Origin of the sequence: Vibrio sp. 10N.247.311.47 (genome assembly GCF_041467535.1) — a bacterium.
Lineage (GTDB): Bacteria > Pseudomonadota > Gammaproteobacteria > Enterobacterales > Vibrionaceae > Vibrio > Vibrio crassostreae_C.
Map to the genome: position 1 here is coordinate 1 of NZ_JBFSUR010000017.1, position 25,972 is coordinate 25,972.

The 25,972-nt window shown below is 45.6% G+C and carries 22 protein-coding genes; 10 read left to right on the forward strand and 12 right to left on the reverse strand.

Annotated elements, in window-relative coordinates; translation table 11 throughout:
- Positions 1-125: 125 nt before the first annotated feature.
- The 3 genes from hemG to AB6E51_RS12620 are packed head-to-tail and all read right to left on the reverse strand — an operon-like array spanning position 126 to position 2,779.
- The gene (gene hemG / locus AB6E51_RS12610) at positions 126-653 is read right to left on the reverse strand and encodes a menaquinone-dependent protoporphyrinogen IX dehydrogenase (protein WP_102331978.1); all 528 of its coding nucleotides are present in this window, start codon (positions 651-653) and stop codon (positions 126-128) included.
- Between the two features lie 10 nt (positions 654-663).
- Positions 664-2,121, reverse strand: a complete 1,458-nt coding sequence (locus AB6E51_RS12615) for a TrkH family potassium uptake protein (protein WP_008223210.1) — start codon at positions 2,119-2,121, stop codon at positions 664-666.
- Between the two features lie 34 nt (positions 2,122-2,155).
- Positions 2,156-2,779 carry a YigZ family protein gene (locus tag AB6E51_RS12620; protein WP_017058823.1) on the reverse strand — a complete coding sequence of 208 codons (624 nt, stop codon included), beginning with the start codon at positions 2,777-2,779 and terminating at the stop codon, positions 2,156-2,158.
- Positions 2,780-3,006: 227 nt separating this feature from the next.
- Here AB6E51_RS12620 and fadB point away from each other — a divergent pair, with 227 nt between their 5' ends.
- From fadB to AB6E51_RS12635, 3 genes are all read left to right on the forward strand, one after another.
- Positions 3,007-5,178 (forward strand): fatty acid oxidation complex subunit alpha FadB, encoded by a 2,172-nt coding sequence (gene fadB / locus AB6E51_RS12625; protein WP_017058822.1) that lies wholly within the window; start codon positions 3,007-3,009, stop codon positions 5,176-5,178.
- Positions 5,179-5,204: 26 nt separating this feature from the next.
- Positions 5,205-6,368 (forward strand): acetyl-CoA C-acyltransferase FadA, encoded by a 1,164-nt coding sequence (gene fadA / locus AB6E51_RS12630; RefSeq protein WP_017058821.1) that lies wholly within the window; start codon positions 5,205-5,207, stop codon positions 6,366-6,368.
- Between the two features lie 242 nt (positions 6,369-6,610).
- Entirely contained in the window at positions 6,611-7,591 is a 981-nt protein-coding gene (locus AB6E51_RS12635) for an MDR family oxidoreductase (protein WP_017058820.1), read from the forward strand.
- A 135-nt stretch (positions 7,592-7,726) separates the two neighbouring features.
- On the opposite strand, the gene AB6E51_RS12640 is transcribed toward AB6E51_RS12635, so the two are convergent.
- Positions 7,727-8,668 (reverse strand): LysR family transcriptional regulator, encoded by a 942-nt coding sequence (locus tag AB6E51_RS12640; protein WP_017058819.1) that lies wholly within the window; start codon positions 8,666-8,668, stop codon positions 7,727-7,729.
- Between the two features lie 156 nt (positions 8,669-8,824).
- The gene (locus AB6E51_RS12645; protein WP_004736674.1) at positions 8,825-9,010 is read right to left on the reverse strand and encodes a hypothetical protein; all 186 of its coding nucleotides are present in this window, start codon (positions 9,008-9,010) and stop codon (positions 8,825-8,827) included.
- A 149-nt stretch (positions 9,011-9,159) separates the two neighbouring features.
- Here AB6E51_RS12645 and tusA point away from each other — a divergent pair, with 149 nt between their 5' ends.
- Positions 9,160-9,411 (forward strand): sulfurtransferase TusA, encoded by a 252-nt coding sequence (gene tusA / locus AB6E51_RS12650; RefSeq protein WP_004736675.1) that lies wholly within the window; start codon positions 9,160-9,162, stop codon positions 9,409-9,411.
- 83 nt (positions 9,412-9,494) lie between these two features.
- Here tusA and AB6E51_RS12655 read toward each other — a convergent pair whose 3' ends face one another.
- Both AB6E51_RS12655 and AB6E51_RS12660 read right to left on the reverse strand, forming a co-directional pair.
- Positions 9,495-9,749 (reverse strand): hypothetical protein, encoded by a 255-nt coding sequence (locus AB6E51_RS12655; protein ID WP_017058818.1) that lies wholly within the window; start codon positions 9,747-9,749, stop codon positions 9,495-9,497.
- Positions 9,750-9,900: 151 nt separating this feature from the next.
- The gene (locus tag AB6E51_RS12660; protein ID WP_017077289.1) at positions 9,901-10,455 is read right to left on the reverse strand and encodes a TMEM165/GDT1 family protein; all 555 of its coding nucleotides are present in this window, start codon (positions 10,453-10,455) and stop codon (positions 9,901-9,903) included.
- Positions 10,456-10,876: 421 nt separating this feature from the next.
- Between AB6E51_RS12660 and glyQ the strand changes: the two genes are divergently transcribed.
- The 4 genes from glyQ (at position 10,877) to AB6E51_RS12680 (ending at position 17,658) form a co-directional block, all read left to right on the forward strand.
- Positions 10,877-11,794 (forward strand): glycine--tRNA ligase subunit alpha, encoded by a 918-nt coding sequence (gene glyQ / locus AB6E51_RS12665; protein WP_017058815.1) that lies wholly within the window; start codon positions 10,877-10,879, stop codon positions 11,792-11,794.
- Between the two features lie 2 nt (positions 11,795-11,796).
- A complete protein-coding gene (gene glyS / locus AB6E51_RS12670) occupies positions 11,797-13,863 on the forward strand; it encodes a glycine--tRNA ligase subunit beta (protein ID WP_017058814.1) in 2,067 nt (688 codons plus the stop codon).
- 202 nt (positions 13,864-14,065) lie between these two features.
- Entirely contained in the window at positions 14,066-16,153 is a 2,088-nt protein-coding gene (locus AB6E51_RS12675) for an alpha-amylase (RefSeq protein WP_372058963.1), read from the forward strand.
- A gap of 254 nt (positions 16,154-16,407) precedes the next feature.
- Positions 16,408-17,658, forward strand: coding sequence for a valine--pyruvate transaminase (locus tag AB6E51_RS12680; protein WP_102331976.1), 1,251 nt, complete (start codon positions 16,408-16,410; stop codon positions 17,656-17,658).
- A 106-nt stretch (positions 17,659-17,764) separates the two neighbouring features.
- On the opposite strand, the gene AB6E51_RS12685 is transcribed toward AB6E51_RS12680, so the two are convergent.
- Positions 17,765-18,199 (reverse strand): Hsp20 family protein, encoded by a 435-nt coding sequence (locus tag AB6E51_RS12685; RefSeq protein WP_009848140.1) that lies wholly within the window; start codon positions 18,197-18,199, stop codon positions 17,765-17,767.
- A gap of 142 nt (positions 18,200-18,341) precedes the next feature.
- On the opposite strand from AB6E51_RS12685, the gene AB6E51_RS12690 reads away from it, so the two are divergent.
- Positions 18,342-18,464 (forward strand): hypothetical protein, encoded by a 123-nt coding sequence (locus tag AB6E51_RS12690; protein WP_267869012.1) that lies wholly within the window; start codon positions 18,342-18,344, stop codon positions 18,462-18,464.
- Positions 18,465-18,703: 239 nt separating this feature from the next.
- Here AB6E51_RS12690 and gyrB read toward each other — a convergent pair whose 3' ends face one another.
- The 4 genes from gyrB to dnaA all read right to left on the reverse strand — a co-directional run bounded on the left by gyrB (position 18,704) and on the right by dnaA (position 24,875).
- Positions 18,704-21,121, reverse strand: coding sequence for a DNA topoisomerase (ATP-hydrolyzing) subunit B (gene gyrB / locus AB6E51_RS12695; RefSeq protein WP_017058811.1), 2,418 nt, complete (start codon positions 21,119-21,121; stop codon positions 18,704-18,706).
- A 17-nt stretch (positions 21,122-21,138) separates the two neighbouring features.
- Positions 21,139-22,218, reverse strand: a complete 1,080-nt coding sequence (recF, locus tag AB6E51_RS12700; RefSeq protein WP_017058810.1) for a DNA replication/repair protein RecF — start codon at positions 22,216-22,218, stop codon at positions 21,139-21,141.
- 53 nt (positions 22,219-22,271) lie between these two features.
- Positions 22,272-23,372 (reverse strand): DNA polymerase III subunit beta, encoded by a 1,101-nt coding sequence (gene dnaN / locus AB6E51_RS12705; RefSeq protein WP_017058809.1) that lies wholly within the window; start codon positions 23,370-23,372, stop codon positions 22,272-22,274.
- A gap of 81 nt (positions 23,373-23,453) precedes the next feature.
- Positions 23,454-24,875 carry a chromosomal replication initiator protein DnaA gene (gene dnaA, locus AB6E51_RS12710; protein WP_017058808.1) on the reverse strand — a complete coding sequence of 474 codons (1,422 nt, stop codon included), beginning with the start codon at positions 24,873-24,875 and terminating at the stop codon, positions 23,454-23,456.
- A gap of 311 nt (positions 24,876-25,186) precedes the next feature.
- Here dnaA and AB6E51_RS12715 point away from each other — a divergent pair, with 311 nt between their 5' ends.
- Entirely contained in the window at positions 25,187-25,936 is a 750-nt protein-coding gene (locus AB6E51_RS12715) for an amino acid ABC transporter substrate-binding protein (protein ID WP_009848135.1), read from the forward strand.
- The last annotated feature ends 36 nt before the right edge of the window (positions 25,937-25,972 follow it).

Here is a 25,972-nt window from a genome sequence, read left to right on the forward strand (position 1 = left end):
CCGTGTCAGCGAGGTGGCATTATAGAGATTTCGATCACACTGGCAAGCCCTTTTTTAAGTTTTTTTCGTTTTTTTACTCGTTCGATTAAAAAGAACTCAAAACGCCTCAAAAGTAGGCTTTTATCTTACATATTCTTCAGTTTTTCAGTGAACAAAGAGACTTTTTCCCAGTTTGTGTACTCAACTTCCTTCGTTGTATCCGTTTCACCACCTGTCATATTCATAATAAAGCGGATCATGGTTCTATCGAACCAGTTATAACGTGGGTAATAGAGGGCACCTGCAAATACACCGATTAAAGTCGGCTGCCATGGAGACTTGGTAAGGAACTTCTTAATATACGCACTGCCTTCTGGTGTATCTTTGCCTTGGTCTTCTTTACGCGCCGTTAAGTTAACACAGAAGAACGCAACCTTGTTTGATTGCAACTGAGTAAGGTTGGCATCAATAAATTGATATAGCTTCTTATTAAGGTGGCCATAACGAATCGATGCGCCAATCAACACTCTGTCGTACTGAGCAAAGTCCACCTTGCCAATAGTGTGCAGATCTTGAAGCTCACATTCGAACTCACTCATTTCTTCTTTTATATAGTTCAAGATTTTCTTGGTCTGCCCTTCACGGCTTGAATACAAAAATAGAACTTTTGCCACAATGTTGTCCTTAGCTACGCCAAAACGTAGGGGTCAATAAGATTAATAAGGTGAAGATTTCTAATCGGCCAAACAGCATAGATACGATAAGTACCCATTTTGCTTTGTCGTTCACATCGCCAAAGTGCACCGCGACTTCACCAAGGCCCGGGCCAAGGTTATTTAATGTCGCCGCTACCGCAGAGAAAGCACTCAACTCGTCCATACCAGTTGCAATAAGAGCCAGCATACAAACCACAAACACTAATGCGTATGCAGAGAAGAAGCCCCAGACCGCATCTACAACACGTTGTGGTAGTGCAGAACCGCCAACCTTGATGGTATAGACAGCCCGTGGGTGAACAAGACGCTTCATTTCACGAGCACCTTGCAGAGTAAGTAGTAAGATTCGAATCACTTTCATACCACCACCCGTAGAACCTGCACATCCCCCTATAAAAGAAGAGAACAAAAGCAGTACGGGTAAGAACAATGGCCACTCTGAGAAACCCGTCGTTGTAAAACCCGCGGTCGTAGAGATAGACACGGTTTGGAACAAGGCTTGGTCGAAAGCATCGTAGTACGAATCATAAGAGTGATGATTGAGCAGTAATAAGAAACAAACCAAGAACAGTACTGCCTGAATAAAGATAAAGGCGCGGAACTCAGGATCTTTCCAATAATACTTAGGATGCACACCACCTGAAGCAAATGCAGCAAAGTGAAGCGAATAGTTACATGCGGATATAAGAAGGAACACAACTGTAATCATGTTGATCGCAGGGCTATTGAAATACCCCATGCTCGCATCGTGAGTCGAGAAGCCACCAATCGCAATAGTAGAGAAGCTATGACTGATGGCATCAAAGAAGCTCATCCCAGCAAGCCAAAACGCCACTGCACAAGCAATGGTTAAGCTCAGGTAGATGTACCAAAGCGCTTTTGCCGTTTCAGCAATACGCGGAGTCATCTTGCTATCTTTTACTGGACCCGGGATTTCAGCACGATATAACTGCATACCACCGATACCCAGAACAGGGAGGATAGCTACCGCTAATACGATGATACCCATACCACCAAACCATTGTAGGAACTGACGATAAAAAAGAATCGCCTTAGGCAGATCATCGAGGCCGACAATTACGGTCGCACCTGTCGTAGTTAATGCAGAGAAGGATTCGAAGAAAGCATCGGTTACCGACACATTGGGGTTATCGGCGATCAAAAACGGCAGCGCACCCGCACTACCGATTACCGTCCAAAACAGAACAACAATCAAAAAGCCATCACGCGCTTTCAATTCATGCTTATAACGTCGGTTTGGAAACCAGCAAGTTGCTCCACAGAATAAGAGAACGAAGAAGGTCGTCACAAATGGCACACCCGCACCATCTCGATAGATCAGTGCGACGAGCGCAGGAGCAAGCATTGATACACTAAAAAGTGCTAATAATAATCCGACGATTCGAATAATTGAGCGAAATTGCATGAGCTATTGAACGAAGCGAAATGCTTCACACTTCCTAGTTGTCTTTGACTTTCGTTACCAGTGCCTTAGCACCGCTTTTATTGATCATGGTTTGGGTAAACGAATCTACCTGAAGGAGCTCTATTTCAATAATAAGCTCAACTTGAACACCATAATCCGCTTGGACCTCAACAGCCTGATGCTGAGCCATGATGGATTGTGCGATCGGCACAAAGCCATAGTCTAACTCTAGCCGTAATTTTGTGGTTATTTTTTTCTCGATAGTTTGAAGCAGCTTGAGAGCTTGTTGTACGCCACCGCCGTAAGCCTTAACCAAACCGCCGGTTCCAAGCTTAATTCCGCCAGAGTAGCGCGTCACAACAGCCGTTAATTCACCGACACCAGAGCCCGATAGTTGCGCCAAGATAGGCTTACCCGCTGTACCCGAGGGTTCACCATCATCACTGAAACCCCAAAGCATTGAGTCTTCAGGTCGACCAGCAACAAAACCCCAACAGTTATGTCGTGCTGAAGAATGCTCTTTTTTCACCTGTTCTACGAACTGTTTTGCAGCTTCAACACTTGGAGTATGAGCAAGATGCGTAATAAAGACGCTCTTTTTTATCTCTTCTTCAAACAGAGCCGACGCAGAAGGTATTAAATAAGGCTGTTCATTCATATCGTTAACTTAGTTAATAAGAGCGACGAAGTGTATCACGCGTGAATAATAAGGGTTAGAGGATCTGTGCCATCGCACAATGTTAAACAATTGTTTAAAAAATGTATTGAAATTAATCAAGCAGAGGTACAGACTAAGACAACTGGTCTTACCAGGTATTCTACAATAATAGAAAGATAACAAGATTCTCTCAAACAATCGTGGATTGTATGTCATGGAGATAGACAATGATTTACCAAGCTAACACCCTACAGGTAAAGGAATTACAAGATGGTATTGCGGAATTAAGCTTCTGTGCACCAGCCTCTGTAAACAAACTCGACCTTGCTACTTTAGAATCACTAGATAAAGCGTTAGATGCTCTTAATGCTCACGCAGGATTACGTGGTTTAATCTTAACTTCAAACAAAGACGCGTTCATTGTAGGCGCAGACATCACTGAATTTCTTGGCCTATTTGCTAAGCCAGAAGCAGAACTTGATGAATGGTTAAGATTCGCTAATTCAATCTTCAGCAAGCTCGAAGACCTTCCTGTCCCAACTCTTTCAATGATGCGTGGCCATGCCCTTGGCGGCGGCTGTGAATGTGTACTCGCTACCGATTTCCGTATCGGTGACAAGACCACCAGCATTGGCCTACCTGAAACCAAACTTGGCATCATGCCTGGTTTTGGTGGTTGTGTACGCCTACCTCGTGTTATCGGTGCTGACAGCGCAATGGAAATTATCACGCAAGGCAAAGCATGCCGTGCAGATGAAGCGCTTAAAGTTGGCTTGTTAGATGCGATTGTTGAAACAGACCAGTTACTAGAATCGGCAATCAATACCGTTTCTCTGGCTGCTAATGAAAAATTAGACTGGCAGCTACGCCGTAAACAAAAGACATCAGCGCTTTCACTAAGCAAACTCGAAGCGATGATGAGCTTTACCATGGCGAAGGGCTTAGTTGCTCAAAAAGCAGGGCCTCACTACCCAGCTCCGATTACTTCTGTGATTGCGATTGAAGAAGCAGCACGCAGCAATCGCGATGCAGCACTCGACATCGAACGTAAGCACTTCGTTAAGCTAGCGAAATCGGAAGAAGCAAAAGCATTAGTTGGCTTATTCCTGAATGACCAGTACATCAAAGGCTTAGCGAAACAAGCGGGTAAGTCAGCAAACAAAGCAACTGAGCGTGCAGCCGTACTTGGTGCAGGTATCATGGGCGGCGGTATTGCTTACCAATCAGCTCTAAAAGGCGTGCCAGTGATGATGAAAGACATCGCACAAGCATCGCTTGATCTAGGTATGAACGAAGCATCTAAGCTGTTGAATAAACGCTTATCACGCGGTCGCTTAGATGGATTCAAGATGGCAGGTATTCTGTCTTCTATTACTCCAAGCCTGCATTACGCGGGTGTAGAACAGTCGGATGTGATTGTTGAAGCAGTAGTAGAAAACCCGAAAGTAAAAGCAGCAGTACTGAGCGAAGTGGAAGGTTTGGTTGGTGAAGACACGGTTCTAACATCAAACACCTCTACAATTCCGATCAACCTGCTAGCGAAATCACTGAAGCGCCCAGAAAACTTCTGTGGCATGCACTTCTTTAACCCTGTGCATCGCATGCCTTTGGTTGAGATCATCCGTGGTGAACAAACCTCAGAAGAGACCATCAATCGCGTGGTTGCTTACGCAGCGAAGATGGGTAAATCCCCAATCGTTGTTAACGACTGCCCAGGCTTCTTCGTTAACCGTGTACTTTTCCCTTACTTTGGCGGTTTCAGCATGTTGCTACGCGACGGTGCTGATTTCACTAAGATCGATAAAGTGATGGAGCGTAAGTTCGGTTGGCCAATGGGCCCGGCTTACTTACTAGACGTTGTAGGCCTAGACACTGCACACCACGCACAAGCTGTGATGGCGCAAGGTTTCCCAGAGCGTATGGGCAAAGAAGGTCGTGATGCGATTGATGCACTTTACGTTGCTGAAAAATACGGTCAGAAAAACGGTAGCGGTTTCTACACATACAGCGTAGACAAGCGTGGTCGTCCGAAGAAGACCTTCTCTGAAGACATTCTTCCTATCTTGGCTGACGTATGTCAAGCACCACAAGATTTTGATGACCAAACAATTATCCAGCGCGTGATGATTCCAATGATCAACGAAGTGGTGCTTTGTCTAGAAGAAGGCATTATCGCGACACCGCAAGAAGCGGATATGGCACTGGTTTACGGTTTAGGCTTCCCTCCATTTAGAGGCGGCGTATTCCGCTACTTAGACAGTGTGGGCATTGGTAACTTCGTTGAAATGGCGAAAGGCTACCAAGACTTAGGTGCAATGTACCAAGTTCCTCAGCTATTGCTTGATATGGCAGCGAAGGGCGAAAGCTTTTACGACAGCCAACAAGCCAGTTCTCTGTAACCCACATTTGGAAAAGGAATAGCAAAATGAAAAATGTAGTTGTTGTTGATTGCCTTCGCACCCCAATGGGACGTTCCAAAGGTGGAGCTTTCCGTCACACTCGTGCTGAAGATCTGTCTGCACATTTGATGAAAGGCATTTTAGAGCGCAACCCAGAAGTAAACCCTGTCGAAATTGAAGATATTTACTGGGGTTGTGTACAACAAACACTAGAGCAAGGCTTCAACGTTGCACGTAACGCTGCCTTGCTTGCTGGTCTACCGATTGAGATTGGTGCTGTAACAGTCAACCGTTTATGTGGTTCATCTATGCAAGCTTTGCATGATGCAACTCGCTCTATCATGGTTGGTGATGCTGAAATCTGCCTGATTGGTGGTGTGGAGCACATGGGCCACGTACCAATGAACCATGGTGTTGATTTTCACCCAGGCATGTCAAAACACGTAGCAAAAGCGGCCGGCATGATGGGGCTAACCGCTGAGATGTTAGGCAAAATGCACGGTATTAGCCGTGAAGACCAAGATGCATTCGCAGCACGCTCACATGCTCGCGCTCAAGCAGCTACGGTTGAAGGTCGTTTCAAAAATGAAATCCTGCCAACCGAAGCTCACGCTGCAGACGGTTCTCTGTTCACTCTGGATTACGACGAAGTCATTCGCCCAGAGACAACAGTTGAAGGCTTATCCCAGCTGCGTCCGGTATTTGACCCAGCAAACGGCACAGTAACAGCAGGTACTTCATCAGCTCTGTCTGATGGTGCTTCTGCAATGCTTATCATGAGCGAAGAGAAAGCTAACGCACTTGGCCTTAAGATTCGCGCTCGCGTGAAGTCTATGGCTATCGCTGGCTGCGATCCTTCAATCATGGGTTACGGCCCAGTACCAGCAACCCAAAAAGCACTTAAACGTGCAGGACTAACCATTGAAGACATGGGTGTGATTGAGTTAAACGAAGCGTTTGCTGCTCAATCTCTACCTTGTGCTAAAGACTTAGGTCTACTGGATGTTGTTGACGAGAAAGTAAACCTTAACGGCGGTGCGATTGCTCTGGGTCACCCACTAGGCTGTTCTGGTTCTCGTATCTCGACGACGCTAATCAACCTGATGGAAGCACAAGACGTGAAATACGGCTTGGCGACTATGTGTATTGGTTTAGGCCAAGGTATTGCAACGGTATTTGAACGCCCATAGCGTTTACTGACTGTAATATTTGAAGGGTAATCTTTTGTGCAGCTATATTTATATAGCTGCACTTTTTATTGCTTGGCATCCAACAATGCATCGATTGTGTTCAGCGAACTCAACGAGAGAAAAACCAACCCTGACATCTATGCACAAAACGCATATATTCAATGTTGATGTTTCATTATTTTTTCTCGGATGATTCAACTAAAGTTACTTCAGTTTCCTAATATTCCTCCACGGAGCAGATCATGTTTAAAGCACTTGTACTAAACCAAGAAGACAAAAAAACTATCGCGTCAGTTTCTCAAATTGAAGAATCTCAATTACCAGAAGGTAACGTGAAGATTGATGTTAGCTACTCTTCTTTGAACTACAAAGATGGTTTGGCGATTACAGGTAAAGGGCGCATTGTTCGCAACTTCCCTATGGTTCCTGGTATCGACCTTTCTGGTGTGGTTTCACAATCTGATGACCCTCGCTACAAAGCAGGCGACGAAGTGGTTCTAACTGGTTGGGGTGTTGGTGAAGGTCACTGGGGCGGCATGGCTGAGAAAGCAAGCCTAAACGGTGACTGGTTAGTGCCGATGCCTAAAGGTCTAGACGCTAAGAAAGTAATGGCGATTGGTACAGCAGGCTTCACAGCAATGCTTTGTGTTCAAGCTATTGTCGATGCTGGCATCAAGCCTGAAGACGGTGAAATCCTAGTTACCGGCGCAAGTGGCGGTGTAGGTAGCGTATCTATCACTCTACTAAACCAACTGGGCTACAAAGTGGCAGCAGTGACTGGCCGTGCTTCTGTAAACGGTGAACTACTTAAATCACTAGGCGCGACACGTATTGTAGAGCGTGCTGAACTAGAAGAACCAGCTAAGCCACTAGAAAAACAACTGTGGGCTGGCGCTATCGATACGGTAGGCAGCAAAGTGCTTGCGAAAGTATTGGCGCAAATTGATTACAACGGTGCGGTTGCGATGTGTGGTCTAGCTGGCGGTTTTGACTTACCAACCACGGTAATGCCATTCATTCTGCGTAACGTTCGCCTACAAGGTGTTGATTCTGTAATGTGCCCTCGTGAAAAACGTATTAAAGCGTGGGAACAACTGGCTGAGCTACTACCAGAATCTTTCTACGCTCAAGCAACCAAAGAAGTGTCTTTAGACGGTGCAATTCAAGCAGCAGAAGACATCACTAACGGTCAAATCACTGGTCGCGTAGTCATTAAACTATAGGCTCTCAAACATAAAGTTATCAAACCTTAAGCAACAGCTTTAGGCTTGGATAACCCAAAACAACAAAGGGCTGATTTTTATCAGCCCTTTTGCGTTTTTGTCATTCGGGTCAAGTGAACTCAGACTCAGATCCGGTTAACCCAAACCGACATCCGCAATCCGTTTTTGAATCAACTCACCACACTCTTCTTTTACCACTCTTCTTAACCATTGTTGTGAAGCAGAAGAATCGCAACGCGAGTGCCAGATCAGTGAGTAATCAAACGGCATAAATTCAAATGGTAATGGCTTAACAACCAAGTCATAACGCTCTGCTACCAAATAAGCCAAATCAGCAGGCACAGTAATCACCAACGGCATTCTATCGACAATCGCCAATGCCGCTTCAAGGTGATAAGCACGCAGTACCATTTTTCTGGGTTGTTGATTAGCTAAAGCGTTGTCCAATAAAGCCTTAACACCATCACTGATCGCAATCATCGCATGTGGGAGTGAAACATAGTCTGCAAGGCTTAAAGGTTGATCGGCTAATGGATGGTTTTTAGATAACAGACACGACACACCAACCGGCCCCAAGACTTCTTGATGAAGTGGTGCAATGCTGCCACTCGGACGACAGATCGCCATATCAACGCGTTCGGTGCTGAGCTGTTTAAACAAATGCTCATGCTGCAACGGAGCAAACTCCAAAGAGATATTGGGTGCTTGTTCATAAATCTTAGGCAACGCATAAGGCAAGATGGTTTGCATCGCATAATCGGTGGTAGCGATCAGAAAACGTTCGCTGCAATAGTAAGGGTCAAAGTCACTCGGACTCAGCAATTGGCGAAAAGACTCCAAAGGCTGATCAATACGCTGACTGATCTCGAGTGCTTTCTTGGTAGGAATAAGGTGCTGACCTTGACGTGTAAACAACGGATCGTTTAGTAATTCTCTTAAACGCCCTAATACTCGACTGGTTGCGGATTGGCTTAAGTTAAGACGAAGCGCGGCCTGGCTTACGCTGCCCTCTTCAATCAATACCTTTAAAGCGACCAATAAATTAAGGTCTCTACGATAGATGTCTTCTAATTCCACGCCACTTACCTAGCTGTATACGATTGCCATTAGTCACTAAGTTGTTTATAGCATGCTTTAGATAAAAAAAATCCCGCAATTACGCGGGGAAGCCCAAGAAAATTGGGGGATAGTGTCGGAATGTTGTCGTATCGGAATTCGCTTGCTGTATTCGGGTTAGTGCTCTTGCTCTTCGGCTATACCTTGCCAACGGCGCATCTCTACCCAAATACCAATAATCGTTGCTACTATGCCAAAAATAGGCATCAGTGAGGTCTCTGTCGATGAGCGTAGTACTAACGCACAAAAAGAAATAAAACAGAGAACCGAATAAATTGTTAATCTATCTAATCCTGTCAACATCGCCACTCCTTAGCTAGTTGCCTTTGCTTCAAGTTGTTATCAACTTGTTAACTAAGTTATAGGAAATGATTCTGTTTGCCAAGCACTTATTGCATATTTTTTCTGCAGACGTATTATTCACTCGTTAGATAGATATAGAGATACAAACCATGACATTCAAACCTGAACTGGCAACCCATACTTTAGAAGCTGAAGGCCTGCGTTGCCCGGAACCAGTAATGATGGTCAGGAAGACAATTAGAAACATGCAGGATGGCGATGTGTTACTGGTAAAAGCTGACGATCCTTCGACAACTCGAGATATTCCGAGCTTTTGTCGATTCATGGATCACCAGTTGGTAGGCCAAGCAACAGAAACGTTGCCTTACCAGTATTTGATCAGAAAGGGATTGGAGGCGTAACGCCCCACCGACTATCAAGTATCAAAAAAGCCGCTCGTACCTTATGTTCTTAAACAGAACTCAGAGTACGAGCGGCTTTTTGTTTATTCGCTTCTAGATTTGTTTTGCAGATGCTCCAGCTGATGCTGAATTTCTCGGATATCTTTGCGCATCGGAATAATATGCGCGACCCGAATCCAAGCCTCTACCGCAAGTGCAGTCATGATGATGGCACCCGCGACCATTGGCAGCCACATGTCCGTCAACACCATGCCTAACAGTGTAAGTGCAAGACCAAAAGTAAATAGATAACTTTGGCTTTGTGGAGTAATACCCATATAACGCGTCAACATAATCATGCCCTCGTGTTCTTAACTCACAAGATTAAAATATCATGACAAGTATGACAGTTATATGTCCATTCGCTCGATAAACCCCACAATACTGTAAGAGTATGACCTACAACACATTACTCTACTGATTGAGTATAATAAGACTCAATACCACCTGTTAATAGAAAGCAGCAGCGATAGCTAAACCCACGAATAGCAAGGCTGTGATCTTACGAATCAGATCAAGCGGCATCTTATCCGCAGAGAGCTTACCGATGATCACCACAGGCACATTCGCCAGCAGCATACCGATCGTAGTACCCAGAATCACCCACGTTAATGCATCAGAATATTGAGCCCCTAGAATAGAGGTCGCAATTTGGGTTTTATCACCGATCTCAGCAATGAAGAAGGCGATGAAACTGGCGACAAACGGGCCTCGATTCGAGATCTGCTCATCGTCATCCAACTTATCCGGAATCAGAATCCAGCCCGCCATCGCAATGAAACTGACCACCAGCACCCATTTTAAGATTTCAGGAGATAAGTAATCTGCGATAACGACACCGAGCCATGCAGCAAGAGCATGATTGGCAATGGTGGCAAAAAAGATAGCCGCGATAATAGGTATCGGCTTGCGATATCGACTGGCTAATAAAAGGGATAGCAACTGAGTCTTATCACCGATCTCGGCTAAGGCGACAGTTGTAATTGAAATTGCTAAAACGCTCACGACATGCTCATTTGGGACGGAGATTATTATATTTAACCAAAGACAAACCTCGCGCCCCATCCCGGTTCACGATGCTTGTCTAAGGTCTTGCTAAGCGCCACCAAGGTGGTGGTTGCCTCGAACGCCATGATGATTTTGCATCAATTATGTTGACGGACGAACTCATTCAAATAGGATATGAATAAGTAAGCTACTCCCCAAAGACCGCGAGATTTTAATCACCCACGCTTTCAAACACAAGTGTCAAAGTTATCAAAATATCCACTTGTGCCGAAAAACAAACATTAAAGGCAAAAAAATCCACTAAACGACATTTTAGACCACTAATTAAACAAGATTACCCCTACTCGCTTTACCAATATCTCGGTATACTCAGAGGTTATTTTTATCATTCATTTAAAAGAATCGCGCGAACCTGACTATGCAAAAATACGATATCAAAACCTTCCAGGGAATGATCCTCGCGCTGCAGGATTACTGGGCACAAAACGGTTGTACCATTGTTCAACCACTAGATATGGAAGTAGGTGCTGGCACCTCTCACCCAATGACATGTCTACGTGCACTTGGCCCAGAGCCAATGTCTACAGCTTACGTTCAACCTTCTCGTCGTCCGACCGATGGCCGTTACGGTGAAAACCCGAACCGTCTGCAGCACTACTACCAATTCCAAGTAGCGCTAAAACCATCGCCAGACAATATCCAAGAGTTGTACCTAGGCTCCCTAGAGGTTCTTGGTGTTGACCCACTTGTTCACGACATTCGCTTCGTTGAAGATAACTGGGAAAACCCAACACTAGGCGCATGGGGCCTTGGTTGGGAAGTATGGCTAAACGGCATGGAAGTAACTCAGTTTACTTACTTCCAACAGGTTGGCGGCCTTGAGTGTAAGCCAGTAACTGGCGAGATCACTTACGGTATCGAGCGTCTAGCAATGTACATCCAGGAAGTAGATTCTGTTTACGACCTAGTATGGAACGTAGCACCAGACGGTTCTAACGTGACTTACGGTGACATCTTCCACCAAAACGAAGTTGAGCAATCGACGTACAACTTCGAGCACGCAGACGTAGATTTCCTATTCACTTTCTTCGACCAGTGCGAGAAAGAGTGTAAAGAGCTACTTGAGCTTGAGAAGCCACTGCCGCTTCCAGCTTACGAGCGCATTCTAAAAGCAGGTCACGCATTCAACATCCTTGATGCGCGCAAAGCTATCTCTGTAACAGAGCGTCAACGTTACATCCTTCGTATCCGCAACCTGACTAAATCAGTTGCTGAAGCGTACTACGCGTCACGTGAAGCGCTTGGCTTCCCAATGTGTAAGAAGGAAGGTAAATAATCATGGCGAAGAATTTTCTAATTGAACTGGGTACGGAAGAGCTTCCACCAACAGCACTTCGTTCTCTAGCAGAAGCGTTTGCTTCTAACTTTGAAGCAGGTCTTAAAACGGCTGAGCTTTCTCACGAAGGCATCAAGTGGTACGCAGCACCTCGTCGTCTAGCACTTAAAGTAACTGCACTGGCTGAAGGCCAAGCAGACAAAGTGGTTGAGAAACGTGGCCCTGCTGTTTCTGTGGCATTCGATGCTGAAGGCAACGCGACCAAAGCGGCACAAGGTTGGGCTCGTGGTAACGGTATTACTGTTGAGCAAGCTGACCGTCTGAAAACAGACAAAGGCGAGTGGCTTCTTTTCAAACAAGAAGTAGCTGGCAAACCAGTTCAAGAATTGGTGATGGACATTGCTGCGAAAGCACTGGCTGGCCTACCAATTCCTAAAGCAATGCGCTGGGGTAACTCAGACATTCAATTTATCCGTCCAGTAAAAACACTGACAGTACTACTAGGTGATGAGCTTGTTGAAGGCGAAATCCTAGGCGTAGCATCTGCTCGTACTATCCGTGGCCACCGTTTCATGGGCGAACAAGAGTTCACAATCGACTCTGCTGACCAATACCCTGCGATCCTAGAAGAGCGCGGTAAAGTAATGGCAGATTACGAAGCGCGTAAAGCGATCATCCTTGCTGATTCGCAAAAAGCGGCAGCTGCGGTTGGCGGTACAGCTGACCTAGAAGATGACCTTGTTGAAGAAGTAACGTCTCTGGTTGAATGGCCAGTAGTACTGACAGCGAAGTTTGAAGAAGAGTTCCTAAAAGTCCCTTCTGAAGCTTTGGTTTACACCATGAAGGGTGACCAAAAGTACTTCCCTGTTTACGATGACAACAAGAAGCTACTACCGAACTTCATCTTCGTATCGAACATCGAGTCTAAAGAGCCTCGTCACGTTATCGAAGGTAACGAGAAAGTGGTACGCCCACGTCTTGCTGATGCTGAATTCTTCTTCAACACAGACCGTAAGCGCCCGCTTATCGACCGTCTTGCTGAACTAGACCAGGCTATCTTCCAGAAGCAATTGGGTACTATCAAAGACAAAACAGACCGCATCACAGAGCTTGCAGGCTACATTGCTGAGCAAATCGATGCTGACGTTGAAAAGTCTAAGCGTGCTGGCCTACTGGCTAAGTGTGACCTAATGACCTCTATGGTATTCGAATTTACGGATACTCAAGGTGTGATGGGCATGCACTACGCGACTCACGACGGTGAAGACGAGCAAGTTGCACTGGCACTTTACGAGCAATACATGCCTCGTTTCGCGGGTGACGATCTACCAAGCACTGGTATCTCTTCAGCAGTAGCAATGGCAGACAAGCTAGACACTATCGTAGGTATCTTCGGTATTGGCCAAGCACCAAAAGGTTCTGACCCATTTGCACTTCGTCGTGCGTCTCTAGGTGTGCTACGTATCATCGTTGAAAACGGCTACAACCTAGACCTAACCGATCTGATCGGCAAAGCGAAAGAGCTACTAGGCGACAAGCTGACTAACAAAAACGTAGAAGCTGACGTTATCGACTTCATGCTAGGTCGTTTCCGCGCATGGTACCAAGATGCTGGTTTCAGCGTTGATATCATCCAAGCGGTACTAGCACGTCGTCCAACTAAGCCTGCTGACTTTGACCAACGTGTTAAAGCGGTTTCTCACTTCCGTGAACTGGAAGCAGCAGAAGCACTAGCAGCAGCGAACAAGCGTGTAGGTAATATCCTTGCGAAATTCGATGGCGAGCTACCAGCTGAAATCGACCTAACGCTTCTTCAAGAAGACGCAGAGAAAGCACTGGCTGAAAACGTTGAAGTAATGACGGAAGCACTAGAACCAGCATTCGCAACAGGTAACTACCAAGAAGCCCTAAGCAAGCTTGCTGATCTACGTGAACCAGTTGATGCATTCTTCGATAACGTAATGGTTATGGCTGATGACGAAGCGCTTAAGAAGAACCGTCTAACGCTACTGAACAACCTACGTAACCTGTTCCTACAGATTGCTGACATCTCTCTACTGCAAAAATAAGCACAAGTGAGACAATTACTCTAAGTCATACTCTGAGTAATTAACGGTAAACACCCAAAGGGAAGCGAAAGCTTCCCTTTTTGTTTTTGTGAACCAAGCATTTGTTTGTAGAGGTCTTATTGATTAACTGAATGAAACAGCACTCAGACTGTAGAGGGCATTGTTTGCTATAACTGACCTGTTTATTCAGGGGAAGGGAACAATGAAAAAAACAGTACTCGCGCTTTCAATACTCGCACTCAGCGCATGCAGCCAAACCAGTGACAACAACCTATTACTGACAATTGATAACGACACTGTCGTATTCGAATCATCCGGTAAAGGCACCGTGATTGCAGAACAGGAACTCGCGAAAGGTAGCTATACCTTCTCTATCAGCGATACTCAAAATACCTGTGGCACCAACTATGCGCTGGCTGAAGAAAACCGCATCAAATTCAATAAACCCCTTCGCCTAGACGACTGCGCCGAGAAGTCTGAATTAGATATCAAGATCTTTCGCGCTAACACCTATCAGTTTATGCTCAACCCACAAACCAATGAACTGACCGTTCAGATAAAGCCGAAGCAACAACAAGTACAAAGCTTTGCTTGTCCGGTTCCTAGTGACGAACCAACCATCATCGACGTTGCTCAAACCTTTGATGATGGCACCGTGGTTAGAGACGCTCTTTCAGGCAAACAAGTCACAGTAACGAATGGCAGCGTCACCATGCAGCCAGCAGAAAATAGCCAAGGTGTTCTGCTGCTTGAGAAAGTAGAACCAGAAACCAAAGCTGACTTTAGTTGGGATAACGCCACGGTTTACTTCGTAATGACTGACCGTTTCCACAATGGTAATCCTGATAACGACAACAGTTACGGTCGCAGCCAAGATGGACAAGACGAAATCGGCACCTTCCACGGTGGTGACTTGGCAGGCTTAACCGAAAAACTCGATTACATAGAATCACTCGGTGCTAATGCTATCTGGATAACGTCTCCGTTAGAGCAAATCCACGGCTGGGTTGGCGGCGGTGATCGAGGTGACTTCAAACACTACGGCTACCACGGCTACTACCATCAAGATTGGACCAAGCTCGATGACAACATGGGCACCGAAGACGAGCTAAAAACCTTCATCGATACCGCGCATAGCAAAGGCATTCGTGTTGTTTGGGATGTGGTAATGAACCACACCGGCTATGCGACGCTTGCCGACATGCAAGAGTTTGATTTTGGTAAGCTCAACCTAACTGACGAAGAAGCCAAACAAACACTTGGCGAAAACTGGACAGATTGGCAACCTGCCAAAGGTCAGAACTGGCACTACTTCAACAACTACATCTCTTACAGCGACAAAGAAGCGTGGGAAAAGTGGTGGGGCAAAGCTTGGCTACGCAGCGATATCGGCGCCTATGACTCTCCGGGCTACAATAACCTCACCATGTCTTTGGCGCATCTGCCCGATTTCAAAACAGAGTCGACAGAGACAATCGGGCTGCCTAATTTCTATCGCAATAAGTCCACCAGCGCGACCGATGAACTCAAAACACCTCGTAACCATTTAATCACTTGGTTATCGGATTGGGTGCGCGAATATGGTGTCGATGGTTTCAGGGTCGATACCGCTAAACACGTTGAACTCGAAGCATGGGCAGAACTGAAAGAGAGCACCAACCAGGCACTTGCCGAGTGGAAACAGAACAACCCAGACAAGGCCTTGGATGACTTCCCCTTCTGGATGACTGGCGAAGTATGGGCACACAGCGTGGTCAAATCAGATTACTTCGCTAACGGATTTGATTCGATCATCAACTTTGAATTCCAGAGTGATATCGCACCAAAGGCGCTCAAGTGCCTATCCGATCTTGATGCTGATTACCTTCGATACGCAGAGAAGATCAACAACGACAGCGAGTTCAACGTACTGAGTTACCTTTCGTCTCACGACACCTCGCTATTCTGGACACAACATGGCAGTGACTTTGCAAAACAAACCAAAGCTGCAAACGCGTTGATGCTGGCTCCCGGTGCGGTACAGATCTATTACGGCGATGAAATCGCCCGAGACTTTGGCCCAACGGGTTCTGATCCAATGCAAGGCACACGCTCAGACATGCCTTGGGATCAAATCACTGGCGAACGTGCAGAGCTGCTAGAACACTGGCAAGCGCTTGGCCAATTCCGCCAACGCCACCCAGCCGTTGCTCAGGGTAAGCACATCATCCGTAACAGCAAGGGCTACTATGCGTTCGAACGCCAATACCAAGATGACAAGGTATTAGTCGTTTATACCGGTTCGAACTAAACCTTCATTAACATAAACACCAGAAACTAAAGGGGAAGCTTAGGCTTCTCCTTTTTTTATCGCTAAAGGTACGTTCAATAAGCAAGCTGTCACTCATTAACCAAACTTTATAGAAGTTTTTTACGTGTTAGAGCATTTGGCGCTATGCGTCGCAAAAACATTGCGGTATGTTCAAGGAATACACTGATGGCAGACATAAGGTCTGCCTTAATGACACGTAACAAGCAATCACAATGAATTAGGTAAAATTAGTAATGCAGTTCTCTAAGTTTGGCGAAAAGTTTAATCGATACTCTGGAATCACTCGTTTAATGGATGATTTGAATGATGGCCTGCGCACTCCTGGCGCTATCATGCTCGGTGGTGGCAACCCAGCCGCTATCCCTGCCATGCTCGATTACTTTAACCAAGCCAGTGCCGACATGCTCGCCAGTGGAGAACTCATCGCCGCCCTCGCCAACTACGATGGTCCGCAGGGTAAAGACAGCTTCATCAAATCGTTAGCGGCAATGCTGAAAGAGACCTACGGTTGGGACATCAGCGAGAAGAACATCAGCCTGACTAATGGCAGTCAAAGTGGCTTCTTCTACCTATTCAACCTGCTAGCAGGCCAACAGCCTGACGGCTCACATAAGAAAATCCTACTGCCGATCGCACCGGAATACATCGGCTACGGCGACGCGGGTATTGATGACGATATTTTTATCTCTTACCACCCAGAGATCGAACTGCTAGAAAACCGTCAGTTTAAATACCACGTTGATTTTGAACAACTAAAGGTTGATGACTCAGTCGCGGCTATCTGTGCATCTCGTCCAACCAACCCAACGGGTAACGTACTGACCGACGAAGAAGTGCGTAAACTGGATAAACTGGCGCGTGAAAACAACATCCCACTGCTGATCGACAATGCTTACGGCCTGCCGTTTCCTAACATCATCTTTGAAGATGTCGAACCGCTCTGGAATGAAAATACGATTCTGTGCATGAGCCTTTCTAAGCTTGGTTTGCCGGGTGTGCGTTGCGGTATCGTAATTGCGAATGAAGAAGTAACACAAGCATTGACCAACATGAATGGCATCATTAGCTTAGCGCCAAACAGTGTTGGCCCTGCAATTGCCAATCACATGATTGAAAAAGGCGATTTACTGCGCTTAAGTAGCGAGGTAATCAAACCTTTCTATAAAGATAAGTCACTACGTGCAGTTGAACTGTTACAAGACGCTATCGACGACCCTCGCTTCCGTATTCACAAGCCTGAAGGCGCTATCTTCTTATGGCTATGGTTTGATGAGCTGCCGATCACCACAATGGAACTGTACGACCGCCTTAAAGCTCGCGGCGTATTGATTGTTCCGGGTGAATACTTCTTTATCGGCCAAGAAGACGAGTGGGGTCATGCTCACCAGTGCTTACGCATGAACTACGTACAAGATGATGAGGCGATGCAGAAAGGCATTGCTATCATTGCTGAAGAAGTGAAAAAGGCTTACTCAGAGCAGTAATAAGAGCTTTTAGCTTACCGCAGGTCAAATACAAAAAGAGCACCTCATTAGGTGCTCTTTCACTTTTACTTCCCGATATTTTTTAGCTCTAAGGAGCTAACAGTAATTAGCCTTCTAGTAGACTATTACCATTGATAGCAATCTTACGTGGTTGCATCGCTTCTGGGATTTCGCGTTCGAGGTCGATGTGAAGAAGACCATTTTCCATGCTTGCACCTACCACTTTTACGTAGTCAGCCAGTTGGAATTTACGCTCGAAATCGCGCTCTGCGATACCTTGGTATACGAAGGTTTTCTCTGCTTCTGCTTTACGCTCACCTTTCACAATTAGCATGTTCTCTTTCTGAGTCAGATCTAATTGGTCATCAGCAAAACCAGCGACTGCCATAGTAATACGGTAGTTGTTCTCGTCTTTTTGCTCGATGTTGTATGGAGGGTAACCGCCAGAAGAGTTCTTCGATGTATTCGCTTCCATCATGTTGAATAGACGATCGAAGCCGATTGCGTTGCGGTAAAGTGGAGTGAAATCTACAGTTCTCATAATGCTATCCTTTTAGTAAGCAATAGTCTTAGCTGCGAATTTTACTTGGATCTAACCTGTGTGTGACCCAGTAAACAGCTAAGAGATTCAATTCGCATTCCTCGGGTTTCACCTCTATTGGCGACAACGCTGGGACATGGCAATGAATCAATTTTTAAGTTGTGTGCTGCCAAAGTTATCCTCTATTGAGCGATACTTCGTTAGCGGTAATGAAGGTTCTGTTTCTTCTCTTGTAGAGCAAGACAGTCATCCTCTTCACAAATAGATATATGGATTGAGCAAAATAGTTTCAAGGGGTTATTTTCAATTATTTTTGCAACTCAATATTTTTCAATATCTTACAAACATAAAAAAGCACCATCCAAAGGATAGTGCTTTAAAATGATTTTAGTTTTTTGAGACGAAGCTATTTGGCTTTAGTTCAAGGAAGAGGCGCGGAGCATACGAATGTATGTGAGCACCTCTGACACAGAAATTAAGCCAAAGAGCGAAGTATCAAAGAGACTAAACGTCTAGGTTTGCTACTTTCAGTGCATTCTCTTCGATGAAGTTACGACGAGGTTCAACTTGGTCACCCATTAGCGTCGTAAACAACAAATCAGCACCAACAGCGTCTTCAATTGTTACTTGCATCATACGGCGAGTTTCAGGATCCATTGTGGTTTCCCAAAGTTGATCCGGGTTCATCTCGCCTAGACCTTTGTATCGCTGTAGGCTTAGACCACGACGAGACTCTTTCACTAACCAGTTCAGAGCATCAACGAAGCTAGAAACTTCTTGAGTACGCTCACCACGCTTAATGTAAGCGCCTTCTTCAATCAAGCCATCAAGAGCTTCAGAAAGATCCGCTAGCTTACCAAACTCTTTAGAGTTAATAAGATCGATGCTTAGTAGGTGTTCATGAGTCACACCATGAGTACGAACCACAATCTTAGGAACGCTTAAGCCTAGCTCTTCGTGTTTTTCAACTTCAAGGCTGTATTGGCTTGCACCTACTTCTTTCGCGTTTAGCTGTTCAACAAGCTGCTTACCCCAAGCTTCAACTGCCGCGTCATCATGACACTGCTCGGCCGTTAGACGAGGAACGTAAATCAGTTCGTGAACCAATGCGCGTGGGTAACGGCGGCTCATACGATCAACAAGCTTGATGCCTGCATTGTATTGCTGAACAAGCTTCTCTAAACCTTCACCTGCAAATGCTGGCGCTTCAGGGTTTACGTGCAGTTCTGCGTTGTCTAAAGCCAAAGATACTTGATACTGGTTCATCGCATCTTCATCTTTAATGTACTGCTCTTGCTTACCTTTCTTCACTTTGTAAAGTGGCGGTTGAGCAATGTAGATGTAGCCACGTTCAATCAGCTCTGGCATTTGACGGTAGAAGAACGTCAGTAGCAGGGTACGGATGTGAGAACCATCGACATCGGCATCGGTCATGATGATGATGTTGTGGTAACGCAGTTTATCTGGGTTGTATTCGTCACGACCAATACCACAACCAAGAGCGGTGATTAGCGTTGCTACTTCTTGAGAAGACAGCATTTTATCGAAACGTGCTTTCTCTACGTTAAGGATTTTACCTTTCAGCGGTAGGATTGCTTGGTTCTTACGGTTACGCCCCTGCTTAGCTGAACCGCCAGCAGAGTCTCCTTCCACAATATATAGTTCAGACAGTGCAGGATCTTTTTCCTGACAGTCAGCAAGCTTACCAGGAAGACCCGCTAAATCTAATGCGCCTTTACGACGAGTCATTTCACGAGCTTTACGCGCTGCATCACGAGCACGTGCTGCATCAATAATTTTAGAACAAACTGTTTTCGCTTCACCTGGGTTCTCAATAAGGAACTCAGACAACTTCTCACCCATTGTAGATTCAACGGCAGACTTCACTTCTGAAGAAACCAGCTTATCTTTAGTTTGGCTTGAGAACTTAGGATCAGGCACTTTAACAGAAACAATCGCCGTCAGACCTTCACGAGCATCATCACCAGAGGTCGCAGTCTTCGCTTTCTTAGAGAAGCCTTCCTTGTCCATGAAGCTGTTCAGAGTACGCGTTAGCGCCGCACGGAAACCTGCTAAGTGAGCACCACCATCGCGTTGAGGGATGTTGTTGGTGAAACAGTAGATGTTTTCTTGGTAGCCGTCATTCCACTGCATCGCAACTTCAACGGTAATACCGTCTTCGCGCTCAGAGTTAAAGTGGAAGATTTTTTGGATGATTGGCGTTTTGTTAGTATTAAGGTGTTCAACAAACGCTTGGATACCGCCTTCGTATTCGAAGTGATCCATTTTGTCTTCTTCGCGCTCGTCAATTAGCTTAATTGATACACCTGAGTTCAAGAATGATAGCTCACGTAGACGCTTAGCTAAAATGTCGTAATGGAACTCGATGTTAGTGAAGGTTTCTTCACTCGGCCAGAAACGAATCTCTGTACCTGTTTTATCCGTGTCACCGATAACCGCTAGTGGCGCTTGAGGCTCACCGTGGCTGTAGGTTTGAGTGTGGATTTTGCCACCGCGGTGGATAGTAAGAGTAACTTGCTTAGAAAGTGCGTTAACTACTGAAACACCAACACCGTGCAGACCACCAGATACCTTGTACGAGTTATCATCGAACTTACCACCAGCGTGAAGAACCGTCATGATTACTTCGGCTGCAGATACGTTTTCTTCTGGGTGCAATTCTGTTGGAATACCACGGCCGTCATCGCTCACAGACACAGAACTATCTTCATGGATAGTTACAATGATGTCATTACAGTGACCAGCTAGCGCTTCATCAATAGAGTTATCTACCACCTCAAAAACCATGTGGTGCAGACCGGTACCATCATCCGTGTCGCCAATGTACATTCCAGGACGCTTACGTACCGCATCCAGACCCTTCAGTACTTTAATACTCGATGAATCGTAATTATCTGACATAGTTACTCTCTGACTAATTATCCTTGCTCTATTTTGCCATGTTCCACATGAAACATCCTGCTATTTTCGTCATGCATATCTGCAATCTGATCAGCGGTAATAGAGCTTACAAAAACTTGAGCCTGGGTCGCCTTTAAACACTCAGCAAGACGTGCTCGGCGTTGGCTATCTAATTCGGAAGCGAAGTCATCTATCAAATAGATGCACTGCTTACCTGTCATTTGAGTGAGGTGTTGCCCTTGTGCTACTCGTAGCGCGCACACCATCAACTTCAATTGACCTCGTGACAAGACATCTTCCACTGGAGTGCCGTTCACTTTTATCTTCAGATCCGCTTTGTTTGGCCCACTAAAGGTGTAACCAAGCTGCTGATCCCTTTCAAAATTCTTTTCTAATATATCGGCGTACGGGGTGTCTTTGTCCCAGCCACGATAGTAGTTAATCTTTATCTCAAACTCAGGAAGGAAGGTCGCACAGATTTCTTCGGCGACTTCTTTGAGCTGATCAACGTAGGTGGCACGCCACTGACTGATGCTTTCTGCTAAACGGGCCAATTCTTGGTCCCAATAGCTCAGCTCTCGATAGTGCGTTGCCGTTTTCAATAAGGCGTTTCGCTGCTTATTGAGGCGCTTTACCCTGCCCCACGCATCATAAAAGCCCGACTCACTGTGGAAGACTCCCCAATCAATGAATGCTCGGCGATGCTTAGGTCCATCGGTTAGTAAATCAAACCCTTCAGGGTGAATCAACTGCAAAGGTAAGACTTGAGCTAACTGAGCCAACTTTTGCCCAGTTTGACCGCTTATTTTAACCTCTGTCGTGCCATCGCGCTGCTTATTAATGCCAATTGGCAGCTCAAATTGATCCGAGGTCATAAAACGGCCATGTACAAACAGCTCACTACACTCGTTTTGTATGATACGACCGGTAAGTGAACTCTTGAATGAGCGACCATGTCCGAGCAGATACACAGCTTCAAGGACACTGGTTTTGCCGCTTCCGTTAGCCCCTATAAGAAAGTTAAAGCCTGATGACGGTTGAATGTCACAGGCTTCAATATTTCTAAACTGCTTAACGATTAAGCGCGATAAAGGCATAACGTCTTCATATTAATCTTCAATCACGACTCGGTAGGTCAACATAGGGCTGCTTATAAGCGAATTGGCATAACAACGTACATCGCGCTGTCATCTTGTGCGTTCTCGATAAGAGCACTCGCATTGGCGTCTGACATTGAGATGCGAACCTGTTCACAACGCAGTGTGTTCAGAACATCCAATACGTAGCTTACGTTGAAGCCAATCTCTAGCGCGTCACCGTCGAAGTTAACATCGAGTACTTCTTCTGCTTCTTCTTGCTCTGGGTTGTTCGCGGTAATGCGCATCTCGCTATCCGCAAGGTTAACGCGAACACCACGGAATTTTTCATTCGATAGAATCGCAGCACGAGAAAATGCTGAACGTAATTCATCACAGCCAGCTTCAAGTGTCTTGGTGGTATTTTGCGGCATTACGCGGCGATAATCAGGGAAACGACCATCAACCAGCTTAGAAGTGAAGACATAGTTGTTCACTTCAGCTCGCACGTTAGAGTTACCAATTTGCAGTGTTACTGGCTGTTCAGGTGCATCCAATAGCTTCACTAGCTCTTGAACACCTTTACGAGGAACAATGATCTGCTTCTGAGCAAAATCCGCACCCAGTTGTGCTTGAGATACTGCCATACGGTGACCATCGGTCGCCACGCTGCGCAGGATAGAGCCTTCAATCTCAAACAACATACCGTTGAGGTAATAACGAACATCTTGGTTCGCCATTGAGAATTGTGTTTTCTCGATAAGACCGCGAAGTTCAGCTTGTGTCACTGACACTTCAACTTCACTGCTCCAGTCTTCAATATTTGGAAAATCTGCCGCAGGTAATGTTGCTAAAGAAAAGCGGCTACGACCAGAGCGAACCTGAATACGGTCACCATCCAATACCACAGTGATCACTGAGTTATCTGGCAATCCACGGCAGATATCTAGGAATTTACGTGAAGGTACGGTAATGCTGCCCGCTTCGAAATCACCTTCAAGCGTTACACGGCTGATCAGTTCAACTTCTAGATCCGTCGCTGTCATCGACAACACGTTATCTTCTACTTTAATCAGTAGGTTTCCTAGAATTGGAAGCGTTGGCCTGCCACCGAGTGCGCCAGATACTTGTTGTAATGGCTTAATCAGGTGACTACGTTCAATGGTAAATTTCATATCTTGCTCTTACGGTCTAAATGGCACTGCGTAATAGTACGTGGCCAAGATTCTGCTTATTAAGGTTAAGAATACTGTGTATTAAGAAGAAAGGGTACGAATCAAGTTCGAATAATCTTCTTTAATGTCGTGGCTCTCTTCACGCAGCTGAGCAATCTTACGACAAGCATGTAGTACCGTCGTGTGGTCACGACCACCGAATGCATCGCCAATCTCAGGCAAGCTGTGGTTTGTTAGCTCTTTCGCCAGTGCCATCGCCAATTGACGTGGACGAGCAACAGAACGAGAACGACGCTTAGACAATAGATCAGCGACTTTGATTTTGTAGTACTCAGCGACTGTCTTTTGAATGTTATCAATAGTGACCAGTTTTTCTTGCAGGGCAAGTAAGTCACGCAGTGCTTCACGCACGAAGTCGATCGTGATCGGGCGGCCAGTGAAGTTTGCATTCGCAATAACACGGTTCAATGCGCCTTCCAGTTCACGAACGTTAGAGCGTAGACGCTTGGCAATAAAGAACGCCACTTCATCCGCAAGGTGAATTTGGTGGTCTTCGGCTTTCTTCATCAAGATCGCAACACGTGTCTCAAGCTCTGGTGGCTCAATCGCTACCGTCAAACCCCAGCCGAAACGAGATTTAAGACGATCTTCTACCCCGTTGATCTCTTTTGGATAACGGTCAGACGTTAGGATGATCTGTTGGTTGCCTTCAAGCAGCGCGTTAAAGGTATGGAAGAACTCTTCTTGAGAACGCTCTTTATTAGCAAAGAATTGGATGTCATCGATAAGCAATGCATCAACACTACGGTAGTAGCGCTTAAATTCTTCGATCGCGTTGTTTTGCAGAGCCTTTACCATATCCTGAACAAAACGCTCTGAGTGCATGTAAACCACTTTCGCATTCGGCTTATTATCAACAATGGCGTTACCCACCGCATGCAACAAGTGCGTTTTACCTAAACCAGTGCCGCCGTATAGGAACAACGGGTTGTAGGCTGTACCTGGGTTATCAGAAACCTGACGTGCCGCAGCCAAACCGAGTTGGTTCGACTTACCTTCAACAAAGTTATTGAACTTATGTTTTGGGTTCACGTTTGAGCGGTGATTCAAGTCAACCGCGACAGGCTCTTCATCACGCCAGATATTATGGACAGGTTTGCGAGCTTGTAATTGCGCAGGTGCTGATGACTCAGCGGCCACATCAGCTGCAGTGCGAGTCTGAGTTGGTGTCGGTGTCGCAGGCTTTGGTGCAATCACACGCTTGCTTCCCACTTCAAAATGAAGATGTGGGATATCGTTACCGCAATATTCTTGCAGCAGACGGTTAATGCTATTTAGATACTTATCACGAACCCAATCGAGTACGAAACGGTTCGGTGCAAATAGAGTTAGAGTATTGTCATTGAGTTCCGCTTGTAACGGACGAACCCACATACTGAATTCTGTAGCTGGTAACTCTTCTTGAAGCTGTTGCAAACACTGCAACCAAAGCGAAGATGACACGGTGCCCTCACTCTATTTAAAGTAATATGAAATGACCGCTAATTTTACCTGTTGATAAGTCAGATCACCAGCAATTGATCACAGATCCAGTGAATAAGATCCAAGTTATTCACAATAAATTTGTAATTTATCGGTGGATCCACACATCTTGCCCCTAATTTACTCACACAATGATCCACTTATGCCCGGATCCTTGCTAGTTATCCCCAAATCGGGAATTCAATCTGGTTATGGTTAATAACATCTGGTTATTTATTCTAGTGAGCATTTTCCCAGTAACATCCAAACCCATAAATATAAGGAGTTACCAAATGAATAACTGGATTAAGGCTGCAATTGCGGCTATCGCACTCTCTGCTGCTACTGTTCAAGCTGCGACTGAAGTTAAAGTCGGCATGTCTGGTCGCTATTTCCCGTTTACGTTCGTTAAACAAGACCAGCTACAGGGTTTTGAAGTGGATTTATGGGATGAGATCGGTAAGCGTAACGATTACAAGGTTGAATACGTAACGGCAAACTTCTCTGGTCTGTTTGGTCTTCTTGAAACGGGTCGCATCGATACCATTTCAAACCAAATTACAATGACGGATGCACGTAAAGCGAAATACCTATTCGCAGACCCATACGTAGTAGACGGCGCACAAATTACCGTTCGTAAAGGTAATGACAGCATTAAAGGCATCGAAGACCTTGATGGCAAGACGGTTGCGGTAAACCTAGGCTCAAACTTTGAACAACTGCTTCGCAGCTACGACAAAGATGGCAAGATCAATGTCAAAACCTACGATACAGGTATTGAACATGACGTGGCACTGGGTCGTGCCGATGCATTCGTAATGGATCGCCTATCAGCACTAGAGCTTATCAAGAAGACTGGTCTACCATTACAACTAGCAGGTCAGCCATTCGAAACAATTGAAAACGCTTGGCCTTTCGTCGACAACGATAACGGCAAAAAACTGCAAGCAGAAGTAAATGAAGCATTAGCAGCAATGCGCGCAGATGGTACGCTAGAAAGTATCTCTCAGAAATGGTTTGGTGCGGACATTACTCAGAAGTAATTACTCACTTTCTCCATTCAAGGCCCACTGCTTTAT

Bases quoted from the DNA above. Each gene is read 5' to 3' on its own strand.
- AB6E51_RS12675 (WP_372058963.1), top strand. From the start codon at position 14,066: ATGAAAAAAACAGTACTCGCGCTTTCAATACTCGCACTCAGCGCATGC.
- fadB (WP_017058822.1), top strand. From the start codon at position 3,007: ATGATTTACCAAGCTAACACCCTACAGGTAAAGGAATTACAAGATGGT.
- gyrB (WP_017058811.1), bottom strand. From the start codon at position 21,121: ATGTCAGATAATTACGATTCATCGAGTATTAAAGTACTGAAGGGTCTG.
- fadA (WP_017058821.1), top strand. From the start codon at position 5,205: ATGAAAAATGTAGTTGTTGTTGATTGCCTTCGCACCCCAATGGGACGT.
- recF (WP_017058810.1), bottom strand. From the start codon at position 22,218: ATGCCTTTATCGCGCTTAATCGTTAAGCAGTTTAGAAATATTGAAGCC.
- AB6E51_RS12685 (WP_009848140.1), bottom strand. From the start codon at position 18,199: ATGAGAACTGTAGATTTCACTCCACTTTACCGCAACGCAATCGGCTTC.
- AB6E51_RS12635 (WP_017058820.1), top strand. From the start codon at position 6,611: ATGTTTAAAGCACTTGTACTAAACCAAGAAGACAAAAAAACTATCGCG.
- AB6E51_RS12620 (WP_017058823.1), bottom strand. From the start codon at position 2,779: ATGAATGAACAGCCTTATTTAATACCTTCTGCGTCGGCTCTGTTTGAA.
- AB6E51_RS12690 (WP_267869012.1), top strand. From the start codon at position 18,342: ATGAATCAATTTTTAAGTTGTGTGCTGCCAAAGTTATCCTCTATTGAG.
- AB6E51_RS12715 (WP_009848135.1), top strand. From the start codon at position 25,187: ATGAATAACTGGATTAAGGCTGCAATTGCGGCTATCGCACTCTCTGCT.
- AB6E51_RS12655 (WP_017058818.1), bottom strand. From the start codon at position 9,749: ATGATTATGTTGACGCGTTATATGGGTATTACTCCACAAAGCCAAAGT.
- AB6E51_RS12645 (WP_004736674.1), bottom strand. From the start codon at position 9,010: ATGTTGACAGGATTAGATAGATTAACAATTTATTCGGTTCTCTGTTTT.
- tusA (WP_004736675.1), top strand. From the start codon at position 9,160: ATGACATTCAAACCTGAACTGGCAACCCATACTTTAGAAGCTGAAGGC.
- AB6E51_RS12680 (WP_102331976.1), top strand. From the start codon at position 16,408: ATGCAGTTCTCTAAGTTTGGCGAAAAGTTTAATCGATACTCTGGAATC.
- glyS (WP_017058814.1), top strand. From the start codon at position 11,797: ATGGCGAAGAATTTTCTAATTGAACTGGGTACGGAAGAGCTTCCACCA.
- dnaN (WP_017058809.1), bottom strand. From the start codon at position 23,372: ATGAAATTTACCATTGAACGTAGTCACCTGATTAAGCCATTACAACAA.
- AB6E51_RS12615 (WP_008223210.1), bottom strand. From the start codon at position 2,121: ATGCAATTTCGCTCAATTATTCGAATCGTCGGATTATTATTAGCACTT.
- glyQ (WP_017058815.1), top strand. From the start codon at position 10,877: ATGCAAAAATACGATATCAAAACCTTCCAGGGAATGATCCTCGCGCTG.